Annotated in this window: 27 protein-coding genes; 4 read left to right on the top strand and 23 right to left on the bottom strand. The window is 37.1% G+C overall.

What is annotated here, in order from left to right; all coding sequences use genetic code 11:
* Nucleotides 1–16: 16 nt before the first annotated feature.
* Nucleotides 17–415 (bottom strand): DUF4181 domain-containing protein, encoded by a 399-nt coding sequence (locus FG382_RS02385; protein WP_142537262.1) that lies wholly within the window; start codon nucleotides 413–415, stop codon nucleotides 17–19.
* 159 nt (nucleotides 416–574) lie between these two features.
* Here FG382_RS02385 and FG382_RS23145 point away from each other — a divergent pair, with 159 nt between their 5' ends.
* The gene (locus tag FG382_RS23145) at nucleotides 575–688 is read left to right on the top strand and encodes an AbrB/MazE/SpoVT family DNA-binding domain-containing protein (protein WP_229677316.1); all 114 of its coding nucleotides are present in this window, start codon (nucleotides 575–577) and stop codon (nucleotides 686–688) included.
* A 392-nt stretch (nucleotides 689–1080) separates the two neighbouring features.
* Here FG382_RS23145 and FG382_RS02395 read toward each other — a convergent pair whose 3' ends face one another.
* Both FG382_RS02395 and FG382_RS02405 read right to left on the bottom strand, forming a co-directional pair.
* Nucleotides 1081–3204 (bottom strand): ATP-dependent Clp protease ATP-binding subunit, encoded by a 2124-nt coding sequence (locus FG382_RS02395; RefSeq protein WP_142537263.1) that lies wholly within the window; start codon nucleotides 3202–3204, stop codon nucleotides 1081–1083.
* 436 nt (nucleotides 3205–3640) lie between these two features.
* Complete coding sequence (locus FG382_RS02405) at nucleotides 3641–4822, bottom strand: acetyl-CoA C-acetyltransferase (protein WP_142537265.1); 1182 nt, start codon at nucleotides 4820–4822, stop codon at nucleotides 3641–3643.
* A gap of 402 nt (nucleotides 4823–5224) precedes the next feature.
* Here FG382_RS02405 and FG382_RS02410 point away from each other — a divergent pair, with 402 nt between their 5' ends.
* The gene (locus FG382_RS02410; RefSeq protein WP_142537266.1) at nucleotides 5225–6154 is read left to right on the top strand and encodes an alpha/beta hydrolase; all 930 of its coding nucleotides are present in this window, start codon (nucleotides 5225–5227) and stop codon (nucleotides 6152–6154) included.
* Nucleotides 6155–6177: 23 nt separating this feature from the next.
* Here the strand turns inward: FG382_RS02410 and FG382_RS02415 are convergent, their stop codons facing one another.
* The 5 genes from FG382_RS02415 to yneA form a co-directional block, all read right to left on the bottom strand.
* Nucleotides 6178–6399: a YneF family protein gene (locus FG382_RS02415; protein WP_142537267.1), complete on the bottom strand. Its 222-nt coding sequence runs from the start codon at nucleotides 6397–6399 to the stop codon at nucleotides 6178–6180.
* A gap of 149 nt (nucleotides 6400–6548) precedes the next feature.
* The gene (gene tkt, locus FG382_RS02420) at nucleotides 6549–8549 is read right to left on the bottom strand and encodes a transketolase (RefSeq protein WP_142537268.1); all 2001 of its coding nucleotides are present in this window, start codon (nucleotides 8547–8549) and stop codon (nucleotides 6549–6551) included.
* 88 nt (nucleotides 8550–8637) lie between these two features.
* Nucleotides 8638–8871, bottom strand: coding sequence for a DUF896 domain-containing protein (locus FG382_RS02425; RefSeq protein WP_142537269.1), 234 nt, complete (start codon nucleotides 8869–8871; stop codon nucleotides 8638–8640).
* A gap of 65 nt (nucleotides 8872–8936) precedes the next feature.
* Nucleotides 8937–9584, bottom strand: coding sequence for a YneB family resolvase-like protein (locus FG382_RS02430; protein WP_142537270.1), 648 nt, complete (start codon nucleotides 9582–9584; stop codon nucleotides 8937–8939).
* On the bottom strand, nucleotides 9581–9898 hold the full coding sequence (gene yneA / locus FG382_RS02435; protein WP_142537271.1) for a cell division suppressor protein YneA: 318 nt from the start codon (nucleotides 9896–9898) through the stop codon (nucleotides 9581–9583). The genes FG382_RS02430 and yneA overlap by 4 nt, the downstream gene beginning before the upstream one ends.
* Nucleotides 9899–10071: 173 nt before the next feature.
* Between yneA and lexA the strand changes: the two genes are divergently transcribed.
* Entirely contained in the window at nucleotides 10072–10683 is a 612-nt protein-coding gene (gene lexA, locus FG382_RS02440; protein ID WP_142537272.1) for a transcriptional repressor LexA, read from the top strand.
* A 145-nt stretch (nucleotides 10684–10828) separates the two neighbouring features.
* Here the strand turns inward: lexA and FG382_RS02445 are convergent, their stop codons facing one another.
* The 10 genes from FG382_RS02445 to FG382_RS02485 form a co-directional block, all read right to left on the bottom strand.
* A complete protein-coding gene (locus tag FG382_RS02445; protein WP_142537273.1) occupies nucleotides 10829–11263 on the bottom strand; it encodes an OsmC family protein in 435 nt (144 codons plus the stop codon).
* 20 nt (nucleotides 11264–11283) lie between these two features.
* Nucleotides 11284–12036 (bottom strand): amino acid ABC transporter ATP-binding protein, encoded by a 753-nt coding sequence (locus FG382_RS02450; protein ID WP_142537274.1) that lies wholly within the window; start codon nucleotides 12034–12036, stop codon nucleotides 11284–11286.
* A 12-nt stretch (nucleotides 12037–12048) separates the two neighbouring features.
* Nucleotides 12049–12690, bottom strand: a complete 642-nt coding sequence (locus tag FG382_RS02455; protein WP_142537275.1) for an amino acid ABC transporter permease — start codon at nucleotides 12688–12690, stop codon at nucleotides 12049–12051.
* Nucleotides 12691–12707: 17 nt separating this feature from the next.
* Nucleotides 12708–13526, bottom strand: a complete 819-nt coding sequence (locus tag FG382_RS02460) for a substrate-binding periplasmic protein (RefSeq protein WP_188713300.1) — start codon at nucleotides 13524–13526, stop codon at nucleotides 12708–12710.
* 253 nt (nucleotides 13527–13779) lie between these two features.
* A complete protein-coding gene (locus FG382_RS02465; protein ID WP_142537277.1) occupies nucleotides 13780–14580 on the bottom strand; it encodes a peptidoglycan DD-metalloendopeptidase family protein in 801 nt (266 codons plus the stop codon).
* Nucleotides 14581–14667: 87 nt separating this feature from the next.
* Nucleotides 14668–14796, bottom strand: coding sequence for a hypothetical protein (locus tag FG382_RS23350; protein WP_268238256.1), 129 nt, complete (start codon nucleotides 14794–14796; stop codon nucleotides 14668–14670).
* 337 nt (nucleotides 14797–15133) lie between these two features.
* A complete protein-coding gene (locus tag FG382_RS02470) occupies nucleotides 15134–16132 on the bottom strand; it encodes a bile acid:sodium symporter family protein (protein ID WP_142537278.1) in 999 nt (332 codons plus the stop codon).
* A 33-nt stretch (nucleotides 16133–16165) separates the two neighbouring features.
* Entirely contained in the window at nucleotides 16166–17608 is a 1443-nt protein-coding gene (locus tag FG382_RS02475; RefSeq protein WP_142537279.1) for an aldehyde dehydrogenase family protein, read from the bottom strand.
* Between the two features lie 14 nt (nucleotides 17609–17622).
* Nucleotides 17623–18372 (bottom strand): SDR family NAD(P)-dependent oxidoreductase, encoded by a 750-nt coding sequence (locus tag FG382_RS02480; RefSeq protein WP_142537280.1) that lies wholly within the window; start codon nucleotides 18370–18372, stop codon nucleotides 17623–17625.
* Between the two features lie 13 nt (nucleotides 18373–18385).
* Nucleotides 18386–19459, bottom strand: coding sequence for a tartrate dehydrogenase (locus FG382_RS02485; RefSeq protein ID WP_142537281.1), 1074 nt, complete (start codon nucleotides 19457–19459; stop codon nucleotides 18386–18388).
* Nucleotides 19460–19648: 189 nt separating this feature from the next.
* Here FG382_RS02485 and FG382_RS02490 point away from each other — a divergent pair, with 189 nt between their 5' ends.
* Complete coding sequence (locus FG382_RS02490) at nucleotides 19649–20347, top strand: FadR/GntR family transcriptional regulator (RefSeq protein ID WP_142537282.1); 699 nt, start codon at nucleotides 19649–19651, stop codon at nucleotides 20345–20347.
* A 134-nt stretch (nucleotides 20348–20481) separates the two neighbouring features.
* On the opposite strand, the gene FG382_RS02495 is transcribed toward FG382_RS02490, so the two are convergent.
* From FG382_RS02495 to FG382_RS02515, 5 genes are all read right to left on the bottom strand, one after another.
* Nucleotides 20482–21000 carry a cysteine hydrolase family protein gene (locus FG382_RS02495; RefSeq protein WP_188713299.1) on the bottom strand — a complete coding sequence of 173 codons (519 nt, stop codon included), beginning with the start codon at nucleotides 20998–21000 and terminating at the stop codon, nucleotides 20482–20484.
* 107 nt (nucleotides 21001–21107) lie between these two features.
* Nucleotides 21108–21356, bottom strand: a complete 249-nt coding sequence (locus FG382_RS02500; protein WP_142537284.1) for an excalibur calcium-binding domain-containing protein — start codon at nucleotides 21354–21356, stop codon at nucleotides 21108–21110.
* Entirely contained in the window at nucleotides 21353–21658 is a 306-nt protein-coding gene (locus tag FG382_RS02505) for a hypothetical protein (RefSeq protein WP_142537285.1), read from the bottom strand. The genes FG382_RS02500 and FG382_RS02505 overlap by 4 nt, the downstream gene beginning before the upstream one ends.
* Nucleotides 21659–21809: 151 nt before the next feature.
* Nucleotides 21810–22004 (bottom strand): hypothetical protein, encoded by a 195-nt coding sequence (locus FG382_RS02510; RefSeq protein ID WP_142537286.1) that lies wholly within the window; start codon nucleotides 22002–22004, stop codon nucleotides 21810–21812.
* Nucleotides 22005–22031: 27 nt separating this feature from the next.
* On the bottom strand, nucleotides 22032–23396 hold the full coding sequence (locus FG382_RS02515) for an NAD(P)-binding domain-containing protein (protein WP_142537287.1): 1365 nt from the start codon (nucleotides 23394–23396) through the stop codon (nucleotides 22032–22034).
* Nucleotides 23397–23462: the final 66 nt, after the last annotated feature.

A 23462-nucleotide genomic window follows, 5' to 3' on the forward strand; every position in this document is an offset into this window, starting at 1 on the left:
CCCCTTTCCTAATTAATCAACCCCATAAAGTTAGCGCAAATCCATAAATAATAATGATCATAAATAACATTTCACACAATGTATAAATATACTCCTTGCGATTAGTTGCATATTTCCACTCCATCAAAGCACGTACTAATGCATCCAAAACAAAAAAGATTATTATAACTCCCAGAAAGTACCAAGGACTATTTGCTAATTCAGGATTTTCAAACTTCCACATATTGAAAGCGATGATTATTACTAGAAATGAAATACTTATTATTTCACCATTTTTTTTATGGAGATCATTTACATATCTATTAGAAAATATACTTTTCTTCTCTACTTTTAGAACTTTTGTCATGATTTTATTGAAAATAAACATCAATACAAAAATAGAAAATACAAACAGACCAATCTTAATCCATACCATCTAAAATCCCCTTCCTTTAGTGGTAGTTATTTCTATTTATTTTTCAGTTTAGCATAAAACTCTTATGATAATTCTAATTTTTCAAATTCCTCAAATGTATAATAAGATATACTTAAGCTAGAAGGTATTATACCGGATGGGTAATAAGGTGTGTTCCAATTGGTTACAAAAGTAAGCCGTTGGGGAAAAAGTTTAGGCATCCGAATCCCAAAGTCAATTGCAGAAAGGTTAGGCATAAAAGAAGGAACTGAGTTAAATATATATGTAGATTAACACAGGATTACATTAGAACCCGTGAAAACTTGATATACGCTAGAGGGATTAGTTTCGCAAATAACAGAAGAAAACAGACATTCATCGGTTGATACTGGAGAACAGATGGGAGAAGAATTAATTTGAGTTTTATTCCATAAAGAGAAGTCAAAGTAGATTAAAATTTAATCCGCGATAAGTCTGTGAACAGTCGTGTCAATCGTTATCTCCCAAAAGTGGCAACAGGGTTGATTATCGGTAAGCATGGATATAAAAGCAAGATCAGTAAAATTAAAAGAAACACTATCTAGCAACAAAGATTTAGGAATTGTTATCGAAGAATGCTTGGCAAAAATTTAAACATTAGTAAATTAACACCCCCTGAAAAAAATTTCAGGGGGTGTTAGATGTAATTATACTTTTCGAACAACGATTTCTTCATCCACAACATCTACATGGACCTTCTCAATATGATCTTCTTCCAAAATAAGATCTGTTAATGGATCTTCAATTTTGTCTTGAATCACTCTACGAAGTGGTCGAGCACCGAACCGTTTGTCGTAACCCAGTTTAACCAATGCATGTTTTGCTTCGGACGAAATAGTTATTTCCATATTATTTTCCGCAATCGTTTCTTGTAAATCTTTAAGCATCAAGTCTACGATTGACAGTAAATTTTCTTCTGTTAGTTCATTAAATGCGATAATCGCATCGAAACGGTTAAGAAATTCAGGTTTGAAATAAGCACCTAGAGTTTCAAGCATGTTGACCGATTCATGTACTGCTTGATTGAACCCGACACTTACTTTTTTGTCGCCTGTTCCAGCATTACTTGTCATAATGATAACCGTATCTTTGAAACTGACTGTTCGGCCTTGTGAATCCGTTAATCTACCGTCTTCCATTATTTGCAGGAACATATTTTGCACATCTGGATGTGCCTTTTCTATTTCATCCAGCAGTAAAATGGAATATGGATTACGTCGAACATGTTCTGTCATTTGTCCTGCTTCCTCATGGCCTACATAACCTGGTGGGGAACCAATAATTTTAGACACCGAATGCTTCTCCATATATTCACTCATATCGAGACGGATCAGCGTATCGCGTGAACCAAAAAGTTCCTCTGCTAAGACTTTAGTAATTTCCGTTTTACCGACACCTGTTGGACCGACAAATAAGAATGAGCCGATTGGGCGATCTTTCGATTTGAGTCCTGCACGGCTACGACGGATAGCTTTGGCAATTTTGTCTACCGCACCTTCTTGGCCAATCACTTTCTTACCAAGACTTTCTGCAATACCTTTCATTTTCGCTTGTTCTGCAGCTTGTAGTTTCGTCACAGGAATTCCTGTTTTTTCTTCGACGATTAATTCGATATCTGCAACTGTCACTTCTACTTGAGGAGTGTCTCCATTTTGAGTTGCTTGCTCTAACTGTTTACGCAATTGGATTTCCTCCATACGTAAATTTGCTGCTCTCTCGTAGTCTTCTTTTTCTGCAGCTTTTTCTTTTTGTTCTATTACTTCGTTAAGACGAGTGTTGATTGAATCTGAATCAGCTATCGTATGGGTTAAGTTTAAGCGTGCACCTACTTCATCCATCAAGTCGATTGCTTTGTCTGGTAAAAATCGATTTTGAATATAACGTTGCGACAAAGTAACAAAAGCTTGTATCGCTTCATCCGAATAGCGCACTCCATGGTAGTTCTCATAACGATCCTTAATGCCATTTAAAATATGAATCGCATCTTCAGTAGTCGGTTCCTTCACAATAATTGGTTGGAAGCGACGTTCTAGAGCAGCATCTTTTTCGATCTGACGATATTCTTTCAACGTAGTTGCTCCGATTAACTGCATTTCTCCACGTGCTAAAGCTGGTTTCAAAATATTCCCAGCATCCATTTTTGAACCTTCTGCCGTTCCTGCTCCTACTAGTAAATGAATTTCATCGACGAAGAGAATAACGTCTTTCCGCGTTTGAAGCTCTTCGATCAATTGTTTCATGCGTTCTTCGAATTGCCCACGAATCCCAGTGTTTGTTACTAGGGATGCGACATCTAGCAAGTACACTTGTTTATTCATTAATTTCACTGGTACATCGCCTTCGTGGATTTTCACAGCAAGCCCCTCGGCAATGGCTGTTTTACCAACACCAGGCTCTCCGATTAAGACCGGATTATTTTTATTTCTTCTATTTAACGTTTCGATCACACGTTTTACTTCTTGGTCACGTCCGATGACTGGATCGATTCTGCCTTCCTTCGCATCGTTTGATATATTCTTCCCAAGTTGGTCTAACAAACTATTGCCTTGCTGATTATCTGCCTGTCTTGTTTTTGTTCGTGCCTGATGACCACCATTTGATTGGAAAAACTGTTGTGCATCACTGCTAAATGACGGCATTTTCCCTGCAGTCAATTGCGATTGAATATCTTCAAAACAAGTATGACATAGGTGCATTTGCATTCCTTGATGATTTATCTGTACTTTCAAGCTCATCGTTGCGTCGTTTTTACCACAATGTTGACATTTCATATATATTTCCTCCCATATAATCATTTGACTTTGACTATCTTTAACCTTTGTCTTTAGTATACACTGACCTTTTTTGACTTTCAAATAGTTTGCTTGGGTATATAAATTACCAAACATGAAATAATAACTATTAAAAAACTGCCCAGAAATCTAATAAACAGATTTCTGGGCAGTAATTGTACTGCTATTAAAACTTCGAACCACCATATCCATACTCATCCAGTAGTTCTTCAAACGTTTTATTTTTTTCTTTTTGCTTTTTTTCAAAAGCTAGCTGTGCTTGTCTTNCTGCTACTAGCTGTTTCTTTGTTTCTTTTAATTTATCCAGCACATCGGAAGAAAGCTGATCGAATAGACCGTTTCCTTCTTCTTTTTTTGCTGCTGGCTTTACTTGTTGCTTTTGCTTTTTCTTAGCCATTTGGTTCACCTTCTTATATTAACGTTTAACGATTGTCGCTACTCCTTGGCCTCCGCCGATGCACAGTGTTGCAAGACCTGTTTTCGCATCTTGTTTTTCCATTTCATGAAGTAAAGTGACGAAAATACGTGCGCCACTTGCTCCGATTGGGTGACCAAGCGCGATAGCTCCACCATTTACATTTAGTTTATCATGATTAAAAGCTAATTCTCTATCAACTGCAATCGATTGTGCTGCAAATGCTTCATTTGCTTCGATTAAATCAATATCGGAAAGCTCGATTTGCGATTTATTTAACACTTTTTTCACAGCTTCCACTGGTCCGATTCCCATGATACTTGGATCTACTCCTGCCGATGCATTCGCTACAATGGTCGCTAGTGGTTTTAACCCTAACTCGTCCGCTTTTGCTTTTGACATCACCACTACAGCAGCTGCTCCGTCATTAATACCTGAAGCGTTACCTGCAGTTACAGATCCATCCTTTTTAAATGCTGGACGAAGCGTACTTAATTTTTCCTGATTAGAACCTTTTTTCGGATATTCATCCGTATCAAAAATGATCGGATCTCCTTTACGCTGTGGAATTTCTACAGGCACGATTTCATCCGCAAATTTCCCTTCTTCTATTGCACTTACAGCACGAGCTTGTGATCTTGCAGAAAAAGCATCTTGCTCTTCTCTTGTAATACTATATTGATCGCATAAATTTTCTGCTGTAACTCCCATATGATAGTCATTAAATGCACACCATAAGCCGTCAGAAATCATGCTGTCTACCACTTTTTGATCACCCATACGGAAACCATCTCGTGCATTTTTCAAGAGATAAGGAGCTTGGCTCATGTTTTCCATACCACCAGCCACGATTATGTCCGCATCTCCTGCAATGATTGCTTGAGTAGCAAGGTGGATTGCTTTTAGACCAGATCCACATACTTTGTTAATCGTAAGAGCCGACACTGCTACTGGTAATCCAGCTTGGATGGAAGCTTGTCTTGCTGGGTTTTGTCCCAAACCTGCTTGAAGTACATTCCCCATGATTACTTCATCTACAGCATCTTTACTTACGCCAGCTTTTTCTAACGCTTTGTCAATGACGATGGCACCTAATTTTGTTGCTGGTACATCTTTTAATGCACCTTGGAATGAACCAATTGCCGTTCTAACTGCACTTACGATAACTACTTCGTTTGTCACTTTTATTTCCTCCTCATTTTCCCCTATATTTTGTTCCCCAATTTCCACTACCTTCTTATTCTACTAAAAATCTTAAAAAGTTGCTTGTTTTAACTACGATTCTTACAATAGAATGGTAGGTATACATATGTATAGTTTACCAAAGAAGGGGACAATTATCGAGATTGAAATGGGAGTCAGCTGGAAACGTAAAATATTCATAAAACAACTGTAAAAAGTATGCATGAACTCCTACCAATTGTGGAAAAATTATTAGAAGAAAAAAATTTCGTACGAGCAATTTATTTAAATAGTTGTCCTTTTACTATTGGTAACCCAGAAAATGTAACAACCTTAAATATTGTGAATATGCTAAGACATAAGAGTATTGTCGAGAATACGAAATAAATAGGAGTGGAGGCTATGAAAAAAAGAGTAATCGTTTGGACGAGTATTTTTACGAGTGTCGTCACAGCGATCACCACTGTTTTCGGATTTCTTGTTACAAACAAGCTGATGTATATGAAGAAAAAAGAAAATGACTTCATATTAAACCGCGAAGTTACATCGAAACGGTTTGATGAGGCTTGGTTTCGTGCGGTGAACAAAACAGAGCAGTGGATCGAGTCAATAAATGGGTATTCCTTAAAGGCCATCTTTGTAGAGCCATTAGAAACAAAAAACTACGTTATTATTTGTCATGGAGTAACCGAAAACAAAATAAATTCCCTTCGTTTTGTACGGATGTTTGAACGACTAGGCTTCAACAGCGTCGTCTATGACCATCGAAGACATGGAGATTCTGGTGGGAAAACAACAAGCTTTGGTTTTTATGAAAAGATTGATCTGCAGTCTATTGTAGAAGTAGTCCGAGAGCGGGCAGGAGAAAATGCGGTTATCGGCATTCATGGTGAATCAATGGGAGCAGCAACTATGCTACTATATGCCGGTTCTATAAAAGATGACGCAGATTTCTATATTTCCGATTGTGCTTTTTCTAATTTTGAGGAGCAGGTGTCACACATCATCAAAAAGTCAACTCCTCTTCGCACGGGACTTGCCATTCGATTTGCGAATCTATTCTTAAAAATGCGAGATGGTTACACATTAAATCTTATATCGCCAATTGATGTAGTAGATAAGATTGAGAAACCAGTGCTATTTATTCATAGTTTGCAGGACGATTTTATACTGCCAAAAATGACCGAGGAATTATTTGAACAGAAAAAAGGACCTAAAACATTAAAGCTGTTTGATATTGGATTGCATGCAAAATCATTTAATGAAAATAGCGAAGAATATGAACAAGTAGTTGCGGACTTTTTATTAGAAAACAGGCTATTGAATAAGTAAAAAGCACTCGTGGAAGAGTGCTTTTATTTGTTTTGCATTTTATTCATTTGGTTCATCATTTGTTTTACTTGTTTTTCAGAAGGCTTACGTCCCATCTGTGCCATCATCATTCGAAGCATTTGTTCATTGATAGGTGGGTTTTCTTTTAAGTATTTCATCATATATTGACGTGCTGCAAAGAAACCGATTGCCGCACCAGCGATTAACGCAACGATTACAATAATAATCCATATCCAAGTTTGCATATTTTCTCCTCCTTTACGTTCTTGTCTACGTGTACAAGACACCACTGAAAATTATACTATATATTCCCTATGCATTCTATATAAATTAAAAGAAAAAAGCAATTCGAATACTAATAACGACAAGTATTCGAACTGCTTTTATAGATTTCTTATTTTTGAAGTAAGTTTTTCATTTTCGAAACAACGTTTTCTACAGAGAAACCATATTCTTTCATCACAATTTCCCCTGGAGCACTAGCACCAAATTGATCAATTGCAATGACGTCTCCTTCAAATCCAACATAACGATGCCAGCCAAGAGATGATCCCATTTCAATTGCTAATCTTTTCGTTAAATGAGATGGCAATACAGATTGTTTGTAAGCTGCATCTTGTTTCTCAAATAGATCCCATGATGGCATCGAAACTACGGAAACTTGAATACCTTCATTAGCAAGAGCCGTCTGTGCTTCTACTGCAAGACTTACCTCTGAACCTGTAGCAAGTAGAATTGCTTCTGCATTTTCATTTGGTGAAATGACATATGCACCTTTAGCAACACCTTCACTTGCTTGTTCAACAGAACCTTTTAGTGTAGGCAAGTTTTGACGAGATAACACAAGTACTGTCGGATGATCTTTCGCAGATACAGCAAGTTTCCACGCTTCTGCTGTTTCGTTTGCATCAGCAGGACGAACGACTGACAGACCTGGCATTGCGCGTAACGACGCTAAATGCTCAATTGGTTCATGGGTTGGTCCGTCTTCTCCCACGGCAATACTATCATGTGTAAATACATAAGATACTGGTAATCCCATAAGAGCGGATAAACGAATCGCTGGACGCACGTAATCACTAAATACGAAGAATGTACCACCGAATACGTTTAAGCCACCATGAAGTGCCATACCGTTTAATGCAGCACCCATCGCAAATTCACGAACACCGAACCAAATATTTTTGCCTGCATAATTCTCTGCCGCAAAATCTCCAGCATTTTTCATCGTTGTTTTGTTGGAACCTGCTAAATCTGCACTTCCTCCAAAGAATGAAGGTAGATTTTGAGCAAGCGCGTTAATTGCATCTCCAGAAGCAGAACGAGTCGCATGAGATGAACCTTCTTCATAAGATTTCAAGGCATCCGCAAAATTCTCAGGAAGCTCTCCGCTGATTGCTTGTTTAAATGTAGTAGCAAGCTCTGGAAATGCTGCTTCATATGAAGTAAATCTTTCATTCCAAGCATTCTCTTCATTTACTCCTTGACGCTGTGAAGCTTCTTTGAAAGTCTCATATACTTCTTCTGGTACATGGAAGTCACCTTCGAATAACCATTCATATGCCGCTTTTGCTAAAGCTGTTTCATCTTTTCCAAGAGGCATACCATGCGCATCTGATTTACCCGCTCTATTTGGAGAACCAAAACCGATGACTGTTTTTACTTCGATAAGGGTTGGTTTATCATTTTGTGCTTTTGCTTTATCAATTGCAGCGGAAATTTCAGCGATATCATTTCCGTCTTCCACCAAAATATAATTCCATCCATAAGAATCAAATCGTTTCTCCACTTTCTCAGAGAAAGATTTATGCAAATCTCCATCAAGAGAAATATCATTGCTATCATATAAAACGATTAGCTTATCTAATTGTAAATGTCCTGCTAGTGAAATTGCTTCTGCAGCAACACCTTCCATTAAATCGCCATCTCCGCATAGTGCGTATGTGTAATGATCTACAATAGCATGGTCTTCTTTGTTGTACGTAGCTGCTAAATGAGCTTCTGCCATCGCCATACCTACTGCCATTCCAATACCTTGTCCAAGAGGACCAGTTGTTGCTTCTACACCTACAGTATGACCGAACTCTGGATGTCCTGGAGTTTTAGAGCCCCACTGTCTGAAGTTTTTAATCTCTTCCATTGGTAAGTCGTACCCACCAAGGTGAAGTAGACTATAAAGAAGCATGGAACCATGACCTGCGGATAAAACAAAACGGTCACGATTAAACCAGTTTGGGTTGTTAGGGTTGTGACGTAAATGCTTAGTCCATAATGTATAAGCCATTGGTGCAGCTCCCATTGGAAGACCTGGATGGCCTGAATTCGCTTTATCGATTGCATCAATAGATAAGGTACGAATTGTATTAATTGCAAGTAAATCTGACTGTAATGACATGAATGACATCCTCTCGAACAAAATTTTTAACTATAGCTCTAGTTTAGACAACAATGCATCTATTATCAATGGTTTCTGAAATGATTAATTAATTCAGAAACTTACCTTTTTTAGCTTGTTGTACTTTTGCAGGAGTAACATCATTTCCAGCAGGATCGATTACTTTCACACTCTCAATTGTATCTCTCATAGTAGATCTGAACGTTTCTAAATATTCTTTTCTTAGAGCGCTTTGTTCTTTTGCTTCTTCTATAGATAATCCAGTTGTTTTAGATTTTTTGGAGAGCTCGCTAATGCGTGCTAGTTTTTGTTTACTTAACATATATATCATCCTTTCCTTTTGTATCTCTTATAAAGGTAAGGAAAAAAGAGACAGAGTGCAAGTCTTTACACTTCCTCTGTCTCCATAAATTCAATATATCTGCGATGAACAGTTGCCTTACTTATTTCAAAGCCTAATCCTTTTAATGTGGAAGCTATCTCTTCGTACGTTAGCCCAGCATTTCTTAGCCTTACGATTTCATTTACAGGTGCATCAATTCGTTCTCTTCCTTCCGGATTTCCTTTTGCCTTTAAGTTTTTCTCAGGTCGATATCCTTTAGAAACAGCTCGTTTCATCCCCCGTTTAATTTTGGCATTATGAAGCTTTCGTTGATATTCCTCCACCAGTGCTAAAATTTCTAATAGCATAGAATCCATCTCATTTAAATTCAATATACCTTTATCTTGTAAAGTAAAGACGGAAGTATTTGTTTTTTGAAGCAAATGAAGCACTGCCATTCGACCATTACCGCGACCTATTCGGGTCTCATCTTGAACAAAAACCGCTTTAATATCGAAATCCTTTATATACACAAGTAAATCGAGCAAGCCCTCACGCTCAATATCATATCCACTATGTTGATCTGCAAACACTTCACATACTTCATAACCTTGAGCATGTGCAAATTCTATCAGTTCCTCTTCTTGTCTAGCTAAAGAAGATTCTTGCGTTTCTTTTTCCGTGCTTACACGGCAATATATTACTGCTTTCAATTACTATCACTCGCTATCTCTGTGCCATGATCAAAATGAAAGTTTTCCTGTATCTCTGGAATAACAAGCACTTCCCCTACTCGAATATGTGAGCTTTGTAAATTATTCATGACCATTACTTTATTTATCCACTCTTCTTTGGGTTCGTCCGTTGCAAACTTATTTGCAAGTTCCCATAAAGAGTCACCATGTTCTATTTTAATTTCAGATTGTTGTTCTGTCGATAATGTATTAGAGATAATCAGCGTCATCATAAAAACAACACATAATCCTAAAAATAGTGTAATAAAATTGTTTTCTTTTACCCAATTCACGTTAAATCCCCCTAATTAGAATGTTTGTTCGGTATGTATGTTCCTATCATAAAACGAACATTTGTTTTTGTCAACACTTATTAGAACCTATGTTTGCATATTGTATGAGAGACTGTTATACTTATAGTAAGAAAGAATTTAGTAGAAAAATGACCAAAAAAGAGGTGAACTCATTGAAAAAAGCATCGAAAAGACAAGAGGACATTTTAGCTTTTATTAAGGAAGAAGTTCGTACGAAAGGATATCCACCCTCCGTACGTGAAATAGGCGAAGCAGTTGGACTAGCATCGAGTTCCACTGTGCACGGGCACTTGGCTCGTCTTGAGAGCAAAGGCCTTATTAGAAGAGACCCGACGAAACCACGCGCAATTGAAATTCTTGATGGTATTGCCGAAAAACAAGGTGTTGTCCATGTTCCGTTAGTAGGTAAAGTTACAGCTGGTCTACCAATCACTGCTGTCGAAAATATTGATGAGTTTTTCCCGCTGCCTGAAACATTCGGTACAGCCGATGATCATTTATTTATGTTAGAGATTATGGGAAATAGTATGATAGAGGCAGGTATATTAGATGGAGACTATGTTGTCGTAAAACAACAACAATCTGCTAATAATGGGGATATAGTTGTCGCAATGACAGAAGAGGACGAAGCTACGGTTAAACGTTTTTTCAAAGAAAAATCATATTTCCGCTTGCAACCTGAAAATTCTTCTATGGATCCAATTATCGTTGACCAAGTATCGATTCTCGGTAAAGTAGTTGGCGTATACCGCAATATCCAATAAAGGATAGAATTCTCGTAAACTTGACAAATTATATGAAAGTCCGTATGATGACAAAGAGCCGATATCATATTTAAACGAAAAGTGGACATTTTCGTTTAAATCATCGAAAAACCCACTTATCTTTAATAGATGAGTGGGTTTTGTTTTATCCTTCTGCTGTTTGTATTTCTACATCTTCTCCATTTAATATTAATCGATAAGTTACTTCCGCTTTTAACGAAGCAGAAACAGCGCAATACTTTTCTTCTCCAAGTTTAATAGCGCGTATAACCTTTTTCGCATCAATAACTCCTTTTACATCAAATAATAATGTGTATCCCGTAAATGCAGTGGGTAATTCTTCACGACGAGCCCCGTCCACTGTGATTTCGATTGATTCGATTTTTTCTAAATGCGGTTTTAAAATCATCGTTACGTCAATTCCAATACAACCAGCTAACGAACTAAGTAACATTTCCGTTGGTGTTGGAGCCTTTCCTTCTCCCCCGTAGTTTGCCGTTGCATCCATTACCATTGGATAACCAGATGCTCCTTTTGCTTCAAACGCTCTTCCACCTTGCCAAATTGCTTTTACTTCCATTGTTTATCATGCTCCTTTTTTTAAAATTCGTTTACTTTTGCTAAAAACTTTTGGGCTCGTTCTGTTGATGGATGTAAGAAAAACTTTTTCGGCTCTGCATCTTCTACAATTTGACCATCCGCCATAAATAATATGCGATCTGCCGCATCCTGTGCAAATCTCATCTCATGCGTCACGATGACCATTGTCATCCCTTCATCAGCCAATTCTTTCATTACTTTCAACACTTCTCCTACAAGCTCTGGGTCTAATGCGGAGGTTGGCTCGTCAAACAGCATAATTTTAGGCTCCATGGCCAGTGCACGTGCAATTGCTACACGTTGCTGTTGCCCACCTGAGAGCTTCGAAGGATAGACATTCTCTTTTTCCTGCAAGCCGACCTGTTTCAAAACCTTTGAAGCGATTGTTTTCGCTTGTTCCTTCGTCTGTTTTTTCACGACGATCAATGCTTCCATTACATTTTCAATCACCGTTTTATGAGGATATAAGTTAAATTGTTGGAAAACCANAACCATACCGGTATCTTGACGGATCGCATGAATCGTTTTTTGTTGTACTTTTTTCGCATCCTTTGCAAAGAGTTGATGATTATTAACAGAAATTGCTCCGCTAGTAATCTTCTCTAATCCATTGATACAACGCAAAAATGTACTCTTTCCTGAACCACTCGGTCCAATAACAGCGACTACTTGATGAGCGGGAATTGTCAGCGAAATATTTTTCAACACTTCCTGTTGATCGAAGCTTTTCGATAAATCACTTATCTGTATCAAGACTGTTCCCCCTTAATAAACGGATAATCGTTTTTCTAATCTATTTAAGATAAAAGTAAATACGGTGCTCATAATCCAATACATTAAAGCAATCGTTAGATAAAAAGGCATATTTACATAATACTGTGCGATTAATAATTGCGCTGAGCGCATCAGCTCCGTAACTGCAATCACGGAGACTAAAGAAGTCTCTTTTAACATCCCAACAAATGTATTCCCTAGTGGTGGAATCGCGATACGTATTGCTTGTGGAATAACGATACGGCGAATAGCCTGTGCTTCTGTCATTCCAGTCGCAAGAGCAGCTTCAGTTTGGCCTGCAGGCACCGCTTGGATTGCTCCTCGAAATGCCTCGGATACATAAGCACCAATATTAATACTTAACGCTATATAAGCAGCTGTCAATGAACCTAGCTCTATCCCAAAATCGACAAGCCCAAAATATACGATAAAAATTTGAACTAATGGTGGTGTTCCCCGAATAATCGATACATACCCTCTCGCTACATTACGAAAGAAGCGATTGCCCTTTATACGTGCAATCGCTGTGATCAAACCGATTATTAAACCGAAAAACATAGATACCACCGTTATTAATAAAGTATAATAAGCACCCTTTAATAAAAAGGGTATATTATCTATTATCATATCCATGTACGCAACCTCTTTTCTTACTCGGCTTTCGGTTCTTCATCAAACCACTTAACGAAAATTTCTTTATAAGTGCCATCCTCTTTCATTTCGTCTAATGCTTTATTTAATGCACCTACTAACTCTGTATTCCCTTTTTTAACAGCTACTGCAGCTTGATCCGATTTAATCGGTGCACCGACCGCTTTTACCTGAAATCCATTTGCTTCAACAATCGGTTTTAGTGCATAGACATTATTAATTGTCGCGTCTACGCGTCCAGCATCTAAATCTTTAAGCGTTGTGATGACATCGTCGTATGTGTTGATTTGGAACTCCCCAACTTTTGGTATTAACTCATTACGTAGAAAGGCTTCATCATTCGTACCTAAACCAACGGCAATCTTTTTGCCTTTAAAATCATCTACTGATTGAACAGTAGTATTATCTTCTTTCACAATTACTTTTACATCATTTGTAATATAAGGATCTGTAAAATCTAATTGTTTTTGTCGATCTTCTGTAATCGTAACTTGACTAACTAACATATCAAATTTACCTTTTTGTAACCCAGGGATTAAACCTGAAAATTCCTGTGCGACAAAGTTTGCTTCAACACCTAATCGTTTCGCTAATTCTTTTGCAATATCTACATCAAATCCATCAAATCCCTGCTCCTTATTTCGGAAATTATAAGGCGCATATGTACCCATTATCCCTACTGTTATTTCCCCTTTGTCCTGAATTGCTTGTAATGAGTTTTTGTCATTCTCTTTGCTAGTATTATTACCACATGCTGCTAACAGTAGAACCACTGCAGCTACTAAACTCAATAAAAACTTACTTTTTTTCATCATCATTTCCTCCTTATGTCGCTGACATTCATTTGCCTTAAAATCCTATTAGATTACTAGTCATTCGTCAACTACTCTGTACTATCCAGACTTTTTCAGCTATTCAGCTTTTTCATCACTAGTACCACTAATCAACCAAAACCAAACTTTTTCTTATTATTCCCCAAAAGTAAGTGTAATATGACGAAAATTAACGGGCATAAAAAATAAAGAAGTTGTTGGATAAGTCTCTACAAAAACTAATCCAACAACTTCTTTATTACTGCATTTTTTTCTCTAATTCCGCAAGTCGCTTTTCTAGCTCCTCGACTTTCTGTGCGATCGGTACTGCAACCGCCCATGCATAAAATTGATTAACACTTTTAAGTGGATCGTTGCCATTTGTAATTTTCAATCTCATTGCTTCTTGACGAAGTGCTTCCTGTCCTACTGTAAGCTGTGACTCGGCCATACGTAATTCCTCCTTTTTCAATTCAACTGCGTTATTCAGTGCAGCTAATGTGTTAGCTCCTACTATTCCGTCTGTCTGTAAGTTGTTTGATTGTTGGAAGCTTTTAATGACTGCTTCCGTTACTGGACCTTCTATTCCGTCAACATTCAACTGATAGCCAATCATAACGAACATTTTCTGTAGCTCTGCCACTTCTGGGTCTACTATATAGTGTAATGGGTTTACGGCATTTGGTTGGCCTGGTGCGTAATTTGGAATATGCAATTCAAAATGTAAATGCACTCCTGTACTATTACCTGTGTTGCCTTTAACTCCAATTTGTTGTCCTTGACTGACGGTTTGTCCTGGTTTTACGGTAATCGTTTTCAAATGCGCATACAATGTTTCGTACCTATTACCATTCACAATATGTGTAAGGATGACCGCATTTCCATATCCATCAATAACTTCTGCTCGCTTAACAGTGCCTTTTTCAGAAGCTATTATGAGGGGGCTTCCATCATTTCCAAAATCTACACCTTTATGCGCTTTCCATTCGCCTGTGACCGGATTTTTACGAAGTGGACTGAACCTTGAAGTGATTCTTCCTTCGCATGGTCTGATAAACATGACATTTCTCCTTTCTATAGTTTAGTAGAATCAATGCTCCCTTTATTAGTAAATGCAGAATTTCAATTTTTTTATAGTCTCTTATCATTAGTCTCTAAAATAATTTTTGGAAGAAAGCTCGATAGCAAAGCATTTCTCTGCTTCTTTTAGTTTTCGCTTTACCTCTTCTAGTTGCTTTATGTATTCTTTTTCATCTAAGGGTCCAGAAGGTTGCACAATGTAAAACCCTGGTCCCCGCGTCCAAATTGTGATGTAATTTCACCTCTGCCCTTCTAAATGGAAAATCTACAATTCGATAGTCTCTCGTTTCTTTAAACTTAATTTTTTTATTACATGAATTACTTTGTAGTTCCAATAATTGATGCGGCTTGAAACAGGAATAGCTTGGAGCTTATCCACTTAACTGCATAAGTATGCTTCCAATTTCGTTTTATTTAGTACCAAAATTACTCTTCAGTGTATATATAGTGGGAACTGGTCTAATCGTATACACTAAAAATTGAAAAGTAAAAAAGCGTTGAGGCCAAGTTAATGACTACAACGCTTTTTTATTTTATTTAACATTTTCTATTTTAGTTAAAGTCTTAGATTGTGATTTTACTTGTACTGTAGAATTAGTTTCATTTGATACTTCATGTTTGGCCCAATAGGAAGCGAGAAAAGTTCCGGTAATTACTTGCCAAGCAGATGCAAATGCACTTGGTAATGCAGCTAGTGGCGTGAAATAAGATGCAGCTAAAGCTACACCGAGCCCAGAGTTTTGCATTCCTACCTCAATCGATATGGCACGCTGATCTTGACGAGAAAGTCTTAAAGCCTTCGCCGCAAAGTATCCTAGCAGAAGACCAAATCCATTGTGCATTAATACCGCTACGAATACTAGTGCACCGGCAGTCGCAATATTTTCTTTATTGTTTGCAACAATAGCAGAAACTATAATTGTAATCGCCACAATGGAGACTAACGGCAAAATAGATTCGCTTTTTTGGGTAACAGTAGGTAAATATTTACTAACTAATAAACCTAAAATGATCGGAATAATAATCACTTGTATAATGGACATAAACATAGACATTGGATCAATTGGCAACCATTGCCCTGCAAAAATCAACAATAGCAGTGGCGTCATGATAGGCGCAAGTAAGGTAGAAACACTCGTCATCGTAATCGAAAGAGGCACGTTTCCTTTTGCCAAATAGACCATTACATTGGAAGAAGTTCCCCCAGGAACACTACCTAATAAAACTAAGCCTGCCGCAAGTTCTGCGGGTAATTTTAATAAGTAAGCAATAATAAAAGCGATCGTTGGCATAATCGAAAACTGCGCAACTATTCCTATTAAAACAGGGAGTGGGTTTGTAAAAACTAATTTAAAGTCAGAAGCTTTAAGCGTTAAGCCCATGCCGAACATGACGACTCCAAGTAAGATCGTTATATACGCACCAAATGAAGAAAATAAATTGGGAACCATAAAAGCCAAGATGGAAAATACGATTACTATAAAAGCAAAGTATTTACCGGCAAAACTACTTATTGTGCTTAGTGCTTTCATTTTTCGTCTCCTTACTCAGCTTGCTTTAGTACATTACAGCTGAACTTGAATAGCAATATTTTTTATTTGGATATAGTTTTGTACGGCTAAATGACTTTTTTCTCGTCCAATGCCGCTTTTTTTGTATCCACCAAACGGCATCTGAACGCCGCCTGCAGCTCCGTAACTATTAACGAAAACTTGACCACTGTCAATACGTGAAGCGACATAATGTGCAACATCAATATCTTTAGACCAAACGCCAGCAACTAGTCCATACTCTGTGGCATTTGCTAGTTCAATTGCTTCCTCCACATCACTAAAACGTACAACACTGAGCACAGGTCCGAAAATTTCTTCCTGTACAAAAGAATTATTATGATCAGATGCTTCGATTATGGTTGGACTGATATAAAAGCCATTTTCATAACCTTCCACTTGAACAGCTTCCCCGCCTACTAAAACCTTTGCTTGTTCCTCAATAGACCCTAAAATCTCTAAAATTTGCTTGTACTGTTTTTCATTAATAATCGGTCCCACATCTGCATTGTTGGCTGGTGGTCCCACTTTTAAAGTTTTAAATTTCACCACTAATTTTTCTAGTAATTCGTCTGCAATCGTTTCCTCTACTAATAAACGAGATCCTGCTGAACAAGTTTGACCAGCATTTTGTACAATCGAATTAACGATTACAGGAACTGCCCTTTCTAAATCAGCATCTTTAAAAACAACATTCGGTGATTTTCCACCTAGCTCGAGTGTAACAGGCACAACATTGTTTGCAGCTGATTTCATTACTGCTATTCCTGTTGGAACGGAGCCTGTAAAAGTAATTTGGTTGACACCTGAATGAGAAGTCAATGCAGAGCCAATTTCTGCTCCATATCCTGTAAGATGTTGAAATACTCCTTTCGGAAGTTTTTCATGGAACCATTTGGCTAAAAAATTAGTTGTCAGTGGTGTATCTTCCGAACTTTTTACAATAACTACATTTCCTGTAGCAATTGCAGCCGCAACACTACGAGCGGTAATTTGTATTGGATAATTCCAAGGAACAATATGAAGTGTAACTCCAATCGGCTCAATAACCGTTACATTCAATAAGTCTTCTTCAATGGGAATACTATCTCCGAACACTTTGTCTGCCAAGCCAGCATAAAATTCAAAATAACGAGCAGCTGCTTCAATATCCCCTTTTGCTTGTGCACTCGGCTTTCCAATATCAATTGATTCAAGTTTCGCTAATTCTTCCGCATTCGCTCTAATATATCTTGCGGTTTCTTGTAAAAATTGACCTCTTTCAAAAGGCTTGAAAGATTTCCATTCTTTACTTTTCAATGCTTTTCTTGCTGCTTGAACAGCGTCATCGGCATGTTTTTCATTACCACGAACGATTTGTGTAATTAATTCTCCGCTAGCAGGGTTAATCACATCTATCCATTGTTCTTGTTCGCTTCCAACCCATTGTCCGTCAATTAACATTTGTATATTTTCCATTTAGATCTTCCTTTCTAGATACTTCTTCCGCCATCTACATGGATTACTGCACCTGTAATAATTTGAGCACCATCTGTTAATAAGTGTGTCACTGTTGCAGAAATATCCGCTGGATTAATCAACCTACCTAATGGAACGCTTTCTGCAAAAATATCTTTGTTTAATTCTACTTCGCCTGCTTGAGCAGAAGAGAATTGCCCTAACATTTGTGTATCCGCTGGACCAGGGTGTAAGACATTTACACGAATATTAAATGGTGCTGTTTCCAGTGCCAAAGCTTTAGAAAATGCTTCTACCGCCCCTTTTGATGCAACATAGCTTTGCAAACCTGGACGCGGTCTTGTAACAGATACCGAACCTATATTAATAATAGATCCATTTTTTGCTTGTTTCATATATCTTACAGCTTCACGGCTCGTTAAAAATATTGCAGTCGCATTGATATCGATTATTTTATGCCACTCCGAAAGTTCAACTTCTGTGATTGGTTTAGCAGACTGTGCGATTCCTGCTATATTGACAAGCCCATCTAATTTATTAAACTCATCGAATATTTCATTGAAAGTCTGCTGAATACTGTTTTCATCTAATAGATTAATAGCTTTAACACGTATATTTTCATTTTCGATTGAAGACAAAGAATCTGTGTTAATATCCAAAGCAACAACTGTTGCACCTTCTGCCAAAAGATTTTCTACTACCGTTTTTCCCATTCCGCCGCCAGCTCCTGTGACAGCAATGACTTTAGCTTCTAATTGAACCAATTAAAAATCCCCCTTAAGCATACTCTTTAATATTTTCAATAATTTTATCTGCAAATTCTGTTGTGGAAGCAGTTCCGCCTAAATCTGGCGTTCTCACTTTACCACTAACTAATGTATCTTCTATTCCATCGACAATGATTTTTGCTAGGTCTGGATATCCGAGATGTTCTAACATTAAAGAAGTGCTCCAAATTTGTGCGATTGGATTTGCAATGCCTTTACCTGCGATATCTGGTGCAGAGCCATGAATTGCTTCAAACATGGACGGATATTTCTTTTCTGGATTAATATTTCCTGAAGGCGCAGTTCCAAGTCCGCCTGAAATAGCTGCTCCTAAATCAGTTAAAATATCACCAAACAAATTACTTCCAACTACTACATCAAAGATTTCTGGCTTCGATACAAAAAAGGCAACCAATGCATCAATATGGTAAAACTTCGGTTCTATTTCTTTATAATCTACTCCAACTTCTCTCGTCACTTCATCCCAAAATGGCATTGAAAAGTTTATGGCATTAGATTTAGTAGCAACAGATAAATGCTTAGAACCTCTTTTTCGAGCTAATTCATAAGCATATTTTATGACCCGTTCACTACCCATTTTAGTAAAAACGCTATTTTGAACTACTACTTCATGTGGAGTTCCAACATGCAAACGGCCACCACTATTGGAGTACTCCCCTTCCGTATTTTCACGCACTACGACAAAGTCAATATCTTCGATGCCCTTGTTTGCTAAAGGACTTTCAATTCCTTTTAATAATTTGATAGGTCTTAAATTTATGTATTGTTGAAATTCTCTTCTGATCGGCAGGATTAATTCCCAAACGGAAATATGATCCGGAACCTCCGGTGAACCAACTGCGCCAAATAAAATAGTGTCATACGGAGCCAATGTTTTTAAGCCGTCTTCTGGCATCATTCGGCCGGTTTCCAAATAACGCTGACAATTCCAATCATAAGAATCAATTTCAAATTGCAAATTACCATGTATCTCTTCTATTGCTCTTAATACTTTAATTGCTTCCGCGATAACTTCGGGACCAATTCCATCACCTGGAATACTTGCGATTGTGTGCTTAACCACCCACTACACTTCCTTTCTTTTTACTACATACTACATATGATGTACTCAATTTTATATGTTATCATCTTAATTACATTATGTAAATGAAATATTCTAAATTATTATAAAATTAATATTTTTCATGTAAAAATGCATTTATTCGATATAATCTATAGGAGAGAAAGTAAACATGACTGGGGGATTCACCTTATGCATTTCGAAAAACTAACAACTACAGACAAAATCTCAACCGAAATTGTCTCTACTATAAAAAACAAACTAATAGAAGGAACACTTAAAAATGGGGATAAATTACCGACAGAAGCTGAAATGGTCGAACAGCTGGGCGTTAGCAGGACCCCTCTTAGGGAAGCAATAAAAGTACTGGAATCAATTGGAGTTATTCAGATTAAACGTGGAGAAGGAATGTTCATCACCAATAATCCTTCCCATTTTTCCTTAAATCCCTTGATCTTCAGCTTGATATTGCACAGCAATAATACGCAAATGCTTATAGAATTCCGTCAACACTTTGAGATTCTAATGATTAATCTTATACGTGCCAAATGGTCCGAAGAAAAAATAAAAAAAATAGAGGAAGTTTATCATAGCCAAGCCCAGCGACTAAAACCGGAGCTAAGCCCAGAAGAGCTGGCCGCAATCGACTTAGAATTCCACTATGCCGTTTTGGAAGCTACGGAAAATGCCTTTGTGATTGAAATCGGAAAAACTATCTACGAATTGTATAAACCGAAAATGATTGCCTCCAAACAATCTAGCAACATTGAACAAACACTCTATTCACATAAAGCTTTTTTAGAATTACTTTATAAGAAAGAAGTAACGGTCAGTGAGGAACAAATCGAAGAGATGATTTTATACAATAAGGAGTGGTTGGAGGAAAAGTAATGGAGATGTTTTAAATTGCTTATTCTAAAGATATTATTCTGAAGAAGAGACGTTAAATTAAATATAATAAGTCCTACTCGTAAAATATGAGTAGGACTTATTATATTTATTAACATTGCAGCTTTCTACTATGCTTAAAATTTAATGTCTTCGCTAGAATATACATCAGCAAACCAACGTAACACATCATTATGGTGATTAATAATCTCTTGAGCAGAAATAGTTTCTGAATCCCAAGTACTATGTGCATCTGAAACTAACGTGACTTTATAATCCATACTAAAAGCTCTCCTGCATGTTGTATCCACACATACTTCCGATTGAATTCCTGTAATCACCAAATGCTCAATTCCTCGCTTTTTTAGTTCTACCTCTAAGATGGTTTTATAAAATGAATCCGGAGTTGTTTTTTGAATGATTATGTCTTGTGAGCTTGGAGTTATTTCTGGATGAATCTCCCATTCTTTCTTTCCATACTCTAAAGATTTACCAGTTGCCGCATTATGCTGAACAAATATTTCCGGTGTCTTGTTGGTACGCGCTTCTTTTAATAAACCTTTCAAATTTCGTAATAGTTGATCCCCATTATGTACGATATTTCCTTTTTGAAACATTGCGTTCTGTACGTCTATAAGTAAGAGTGCTTTCTTCATAATTCCCCTCCGTAACCTTATTTATAATATATAAAAAATCGAGTACAAAATCTTTGTGGATTTGAACTCGATTATATTTCTTCGTTTCTGTTTGTTATTTAAACTAATTATTGTTCACATGCCCAATTATCTTTATCCCGATCTTGTTTAGAAATATAAGCAGGATGACCCTTTTTCACACCAATTGGATAGTATTCATTCATAGCTTTACAATTTCCAAAACTTGTTGGTGCACCAGGAATCACTTCTAAGCCATTACCTACAGCTTGTTGTGTCGGTTTCTGTACTTGCTGTGGATTTTCACTTATCTCTTTCAAAAGAACAAGCTTAGATTTAGATGGCGTTTCATACTTCACCTTTTGCTTTTTTGAACAAAATTACCTCCACCTACTCCATATAATCCATCATGATTAGATTTAAAACTATAAACTCGATATTCTTCCCCTTTTTTCATCCCACGAACAGTAGAAAGAGTCCCATCACTTTCTAATTTCGATAATACTGTATCTGCTAAAATAGTCACTTTACCAATTTGACCTAGTTTCAGTTCGGTCTTACCCCACATTACGGAAGCAGCATGAGCGGCATCTAGTTTATATGCACTTATACCTAATACCATCACTACTAATAATAAAACTTTAATAAATCTCGATAACATTTAATTCTCCCCCTCTACCTATTATGGTACAGTTTGGAAATAAATAAATCTATATAATTATCAATTCATTATGTAATAGTGATATTTGTGAGTTTTTATCCAAGACTAACGCACCCGTTAGTTCAAGAAGAAAGTATAAACATCTTTTATTTTACTTTAATGTTTCTATCGCCTGCAAAAAATTGCAGTAACTATCTTTTCCATACATATAGCTATTATTTTTAAAAAAATTCTTAATCATATAGTCTTGTGCTTGTTCTAAAGAAAAAGATCTTGCTTCTATAACCAATTTTAAGTAAGACAAAAAGTATTCTTCAGATAAATTTGCACTGTTATTTACAGTCACGTAAGGTCACCCCTAACATTTAGACACTTATATCCCACAGCACGATTGTATAGAACTGGTTGATGTTAAATTAATGCTACATACACCAGTTTCCGGTAGCTCAAGTTCTACTTTCCTAGCCGATTCGAGATCTCCCGTTATATGAGCAACAATCGATCTCACTTGTTCATATCCAGTTGCCATTAAGAAAGTAGGAGCTCGACCGTAACTTTTCATTCCCACTATATAAAAGTCCTTTTCGGGCTGTCTTAATATTTCTTCCCCATGTGGTCTCACAGTACCGCAACTGTGAAGGTTTGGATCAATAAGTGGAGCAAGTGCTTCGACGCTTTCTGTAGCAGTATCTATACTTAGTCTGATTTCCCTCATAAATGAAAAGTCTGGCCGGCTACCTGTATTTGCAATGATTTCCTCTATCGGTGAAATCGTTACTTCACTGCCTTTTGATTCCCCAGTAATTTCAATACCTTCGTTTGTCTGTATTAATTGAAGAATAAAAAACGGACTATAGACTTTTACCTGTCCTGCATCTACTAATTGGTGAATACGGCTGCCTAATTTACCCCTTTCTTCAAGAGCATCTTTCTCTTCTCCACCATAAGCATCTGCTACGTTTTTCTTTCGCATTATCCAAGTGATTTCTACTTCATCATTTAACTGTGATAATTCCAAAATTGTGTTAATGGCAGAATGACCGCCACCTACTACCGCCACACGTTTGTTTTTGTATCTTTCCTTTTGCTCACCCTTAATATCGGGAATACCATAGTAAATGTGTTGTTTTAATTCTTTTTCTTGTTTCGTCCATATACTATCCGCGTTTATTGGATTTGGTTGTGCCCAAGTACCTGAAGCGTCTATAATTGCTTTTGCTTCTATTCTTTTTGACTTTCCACCTTGTTCGACATATATAACGAAAGGTGCGTCTTCTCTGTTTCCAGTTTTCATCTTATCTAACCCTTTTTTACTAATGGAAACAACTTTTGTATTCAGTAATAAATAAGGCTTTATCTCAGGTACCTTTGTTAAAGGCTTCAAATACTCGTCAACCAATTCCCTACCCAACGGAAGTTGTTCTAAATCAGGTGATTTCCAGTTATGATATTCTAGTATTTTTTTAGCTACCTTATCGATATTGTGTCGCCATGGTGAGAATAATCGCACATGTCCCCAGCTTAGAATATTACTTCCAACACTGTCCCCTGACTCCAGCAATATAAACTGTTCTCCCGCATTAGCTAGACGGGCAGCTGCTGCTAAACCTACAGGACCTGCACCAATAATAGCTATTGGCAATTCTTTACTTAATGGTGTTTTTATCTCTGGACTTGTTTTTGCAGCAGGGATGCAACACCCACTGTTGTTCACTTGTTTTAGCTCAATAATATTCATTTTGTTTACCCTCCAAGTATTTTATATTTAAAATTAGTTGCAAATTGCAAGTAATATATATTTTTT

This window comes from Psychrobacillus lasiicapitis, assembly GCF_006861795.1.
GTDB lineage: Bacteria > Bacillota > Bacilli > Bacillales_A > Planococcaceae > Psychrobacillus > Psychrobacillus lasiicapitis.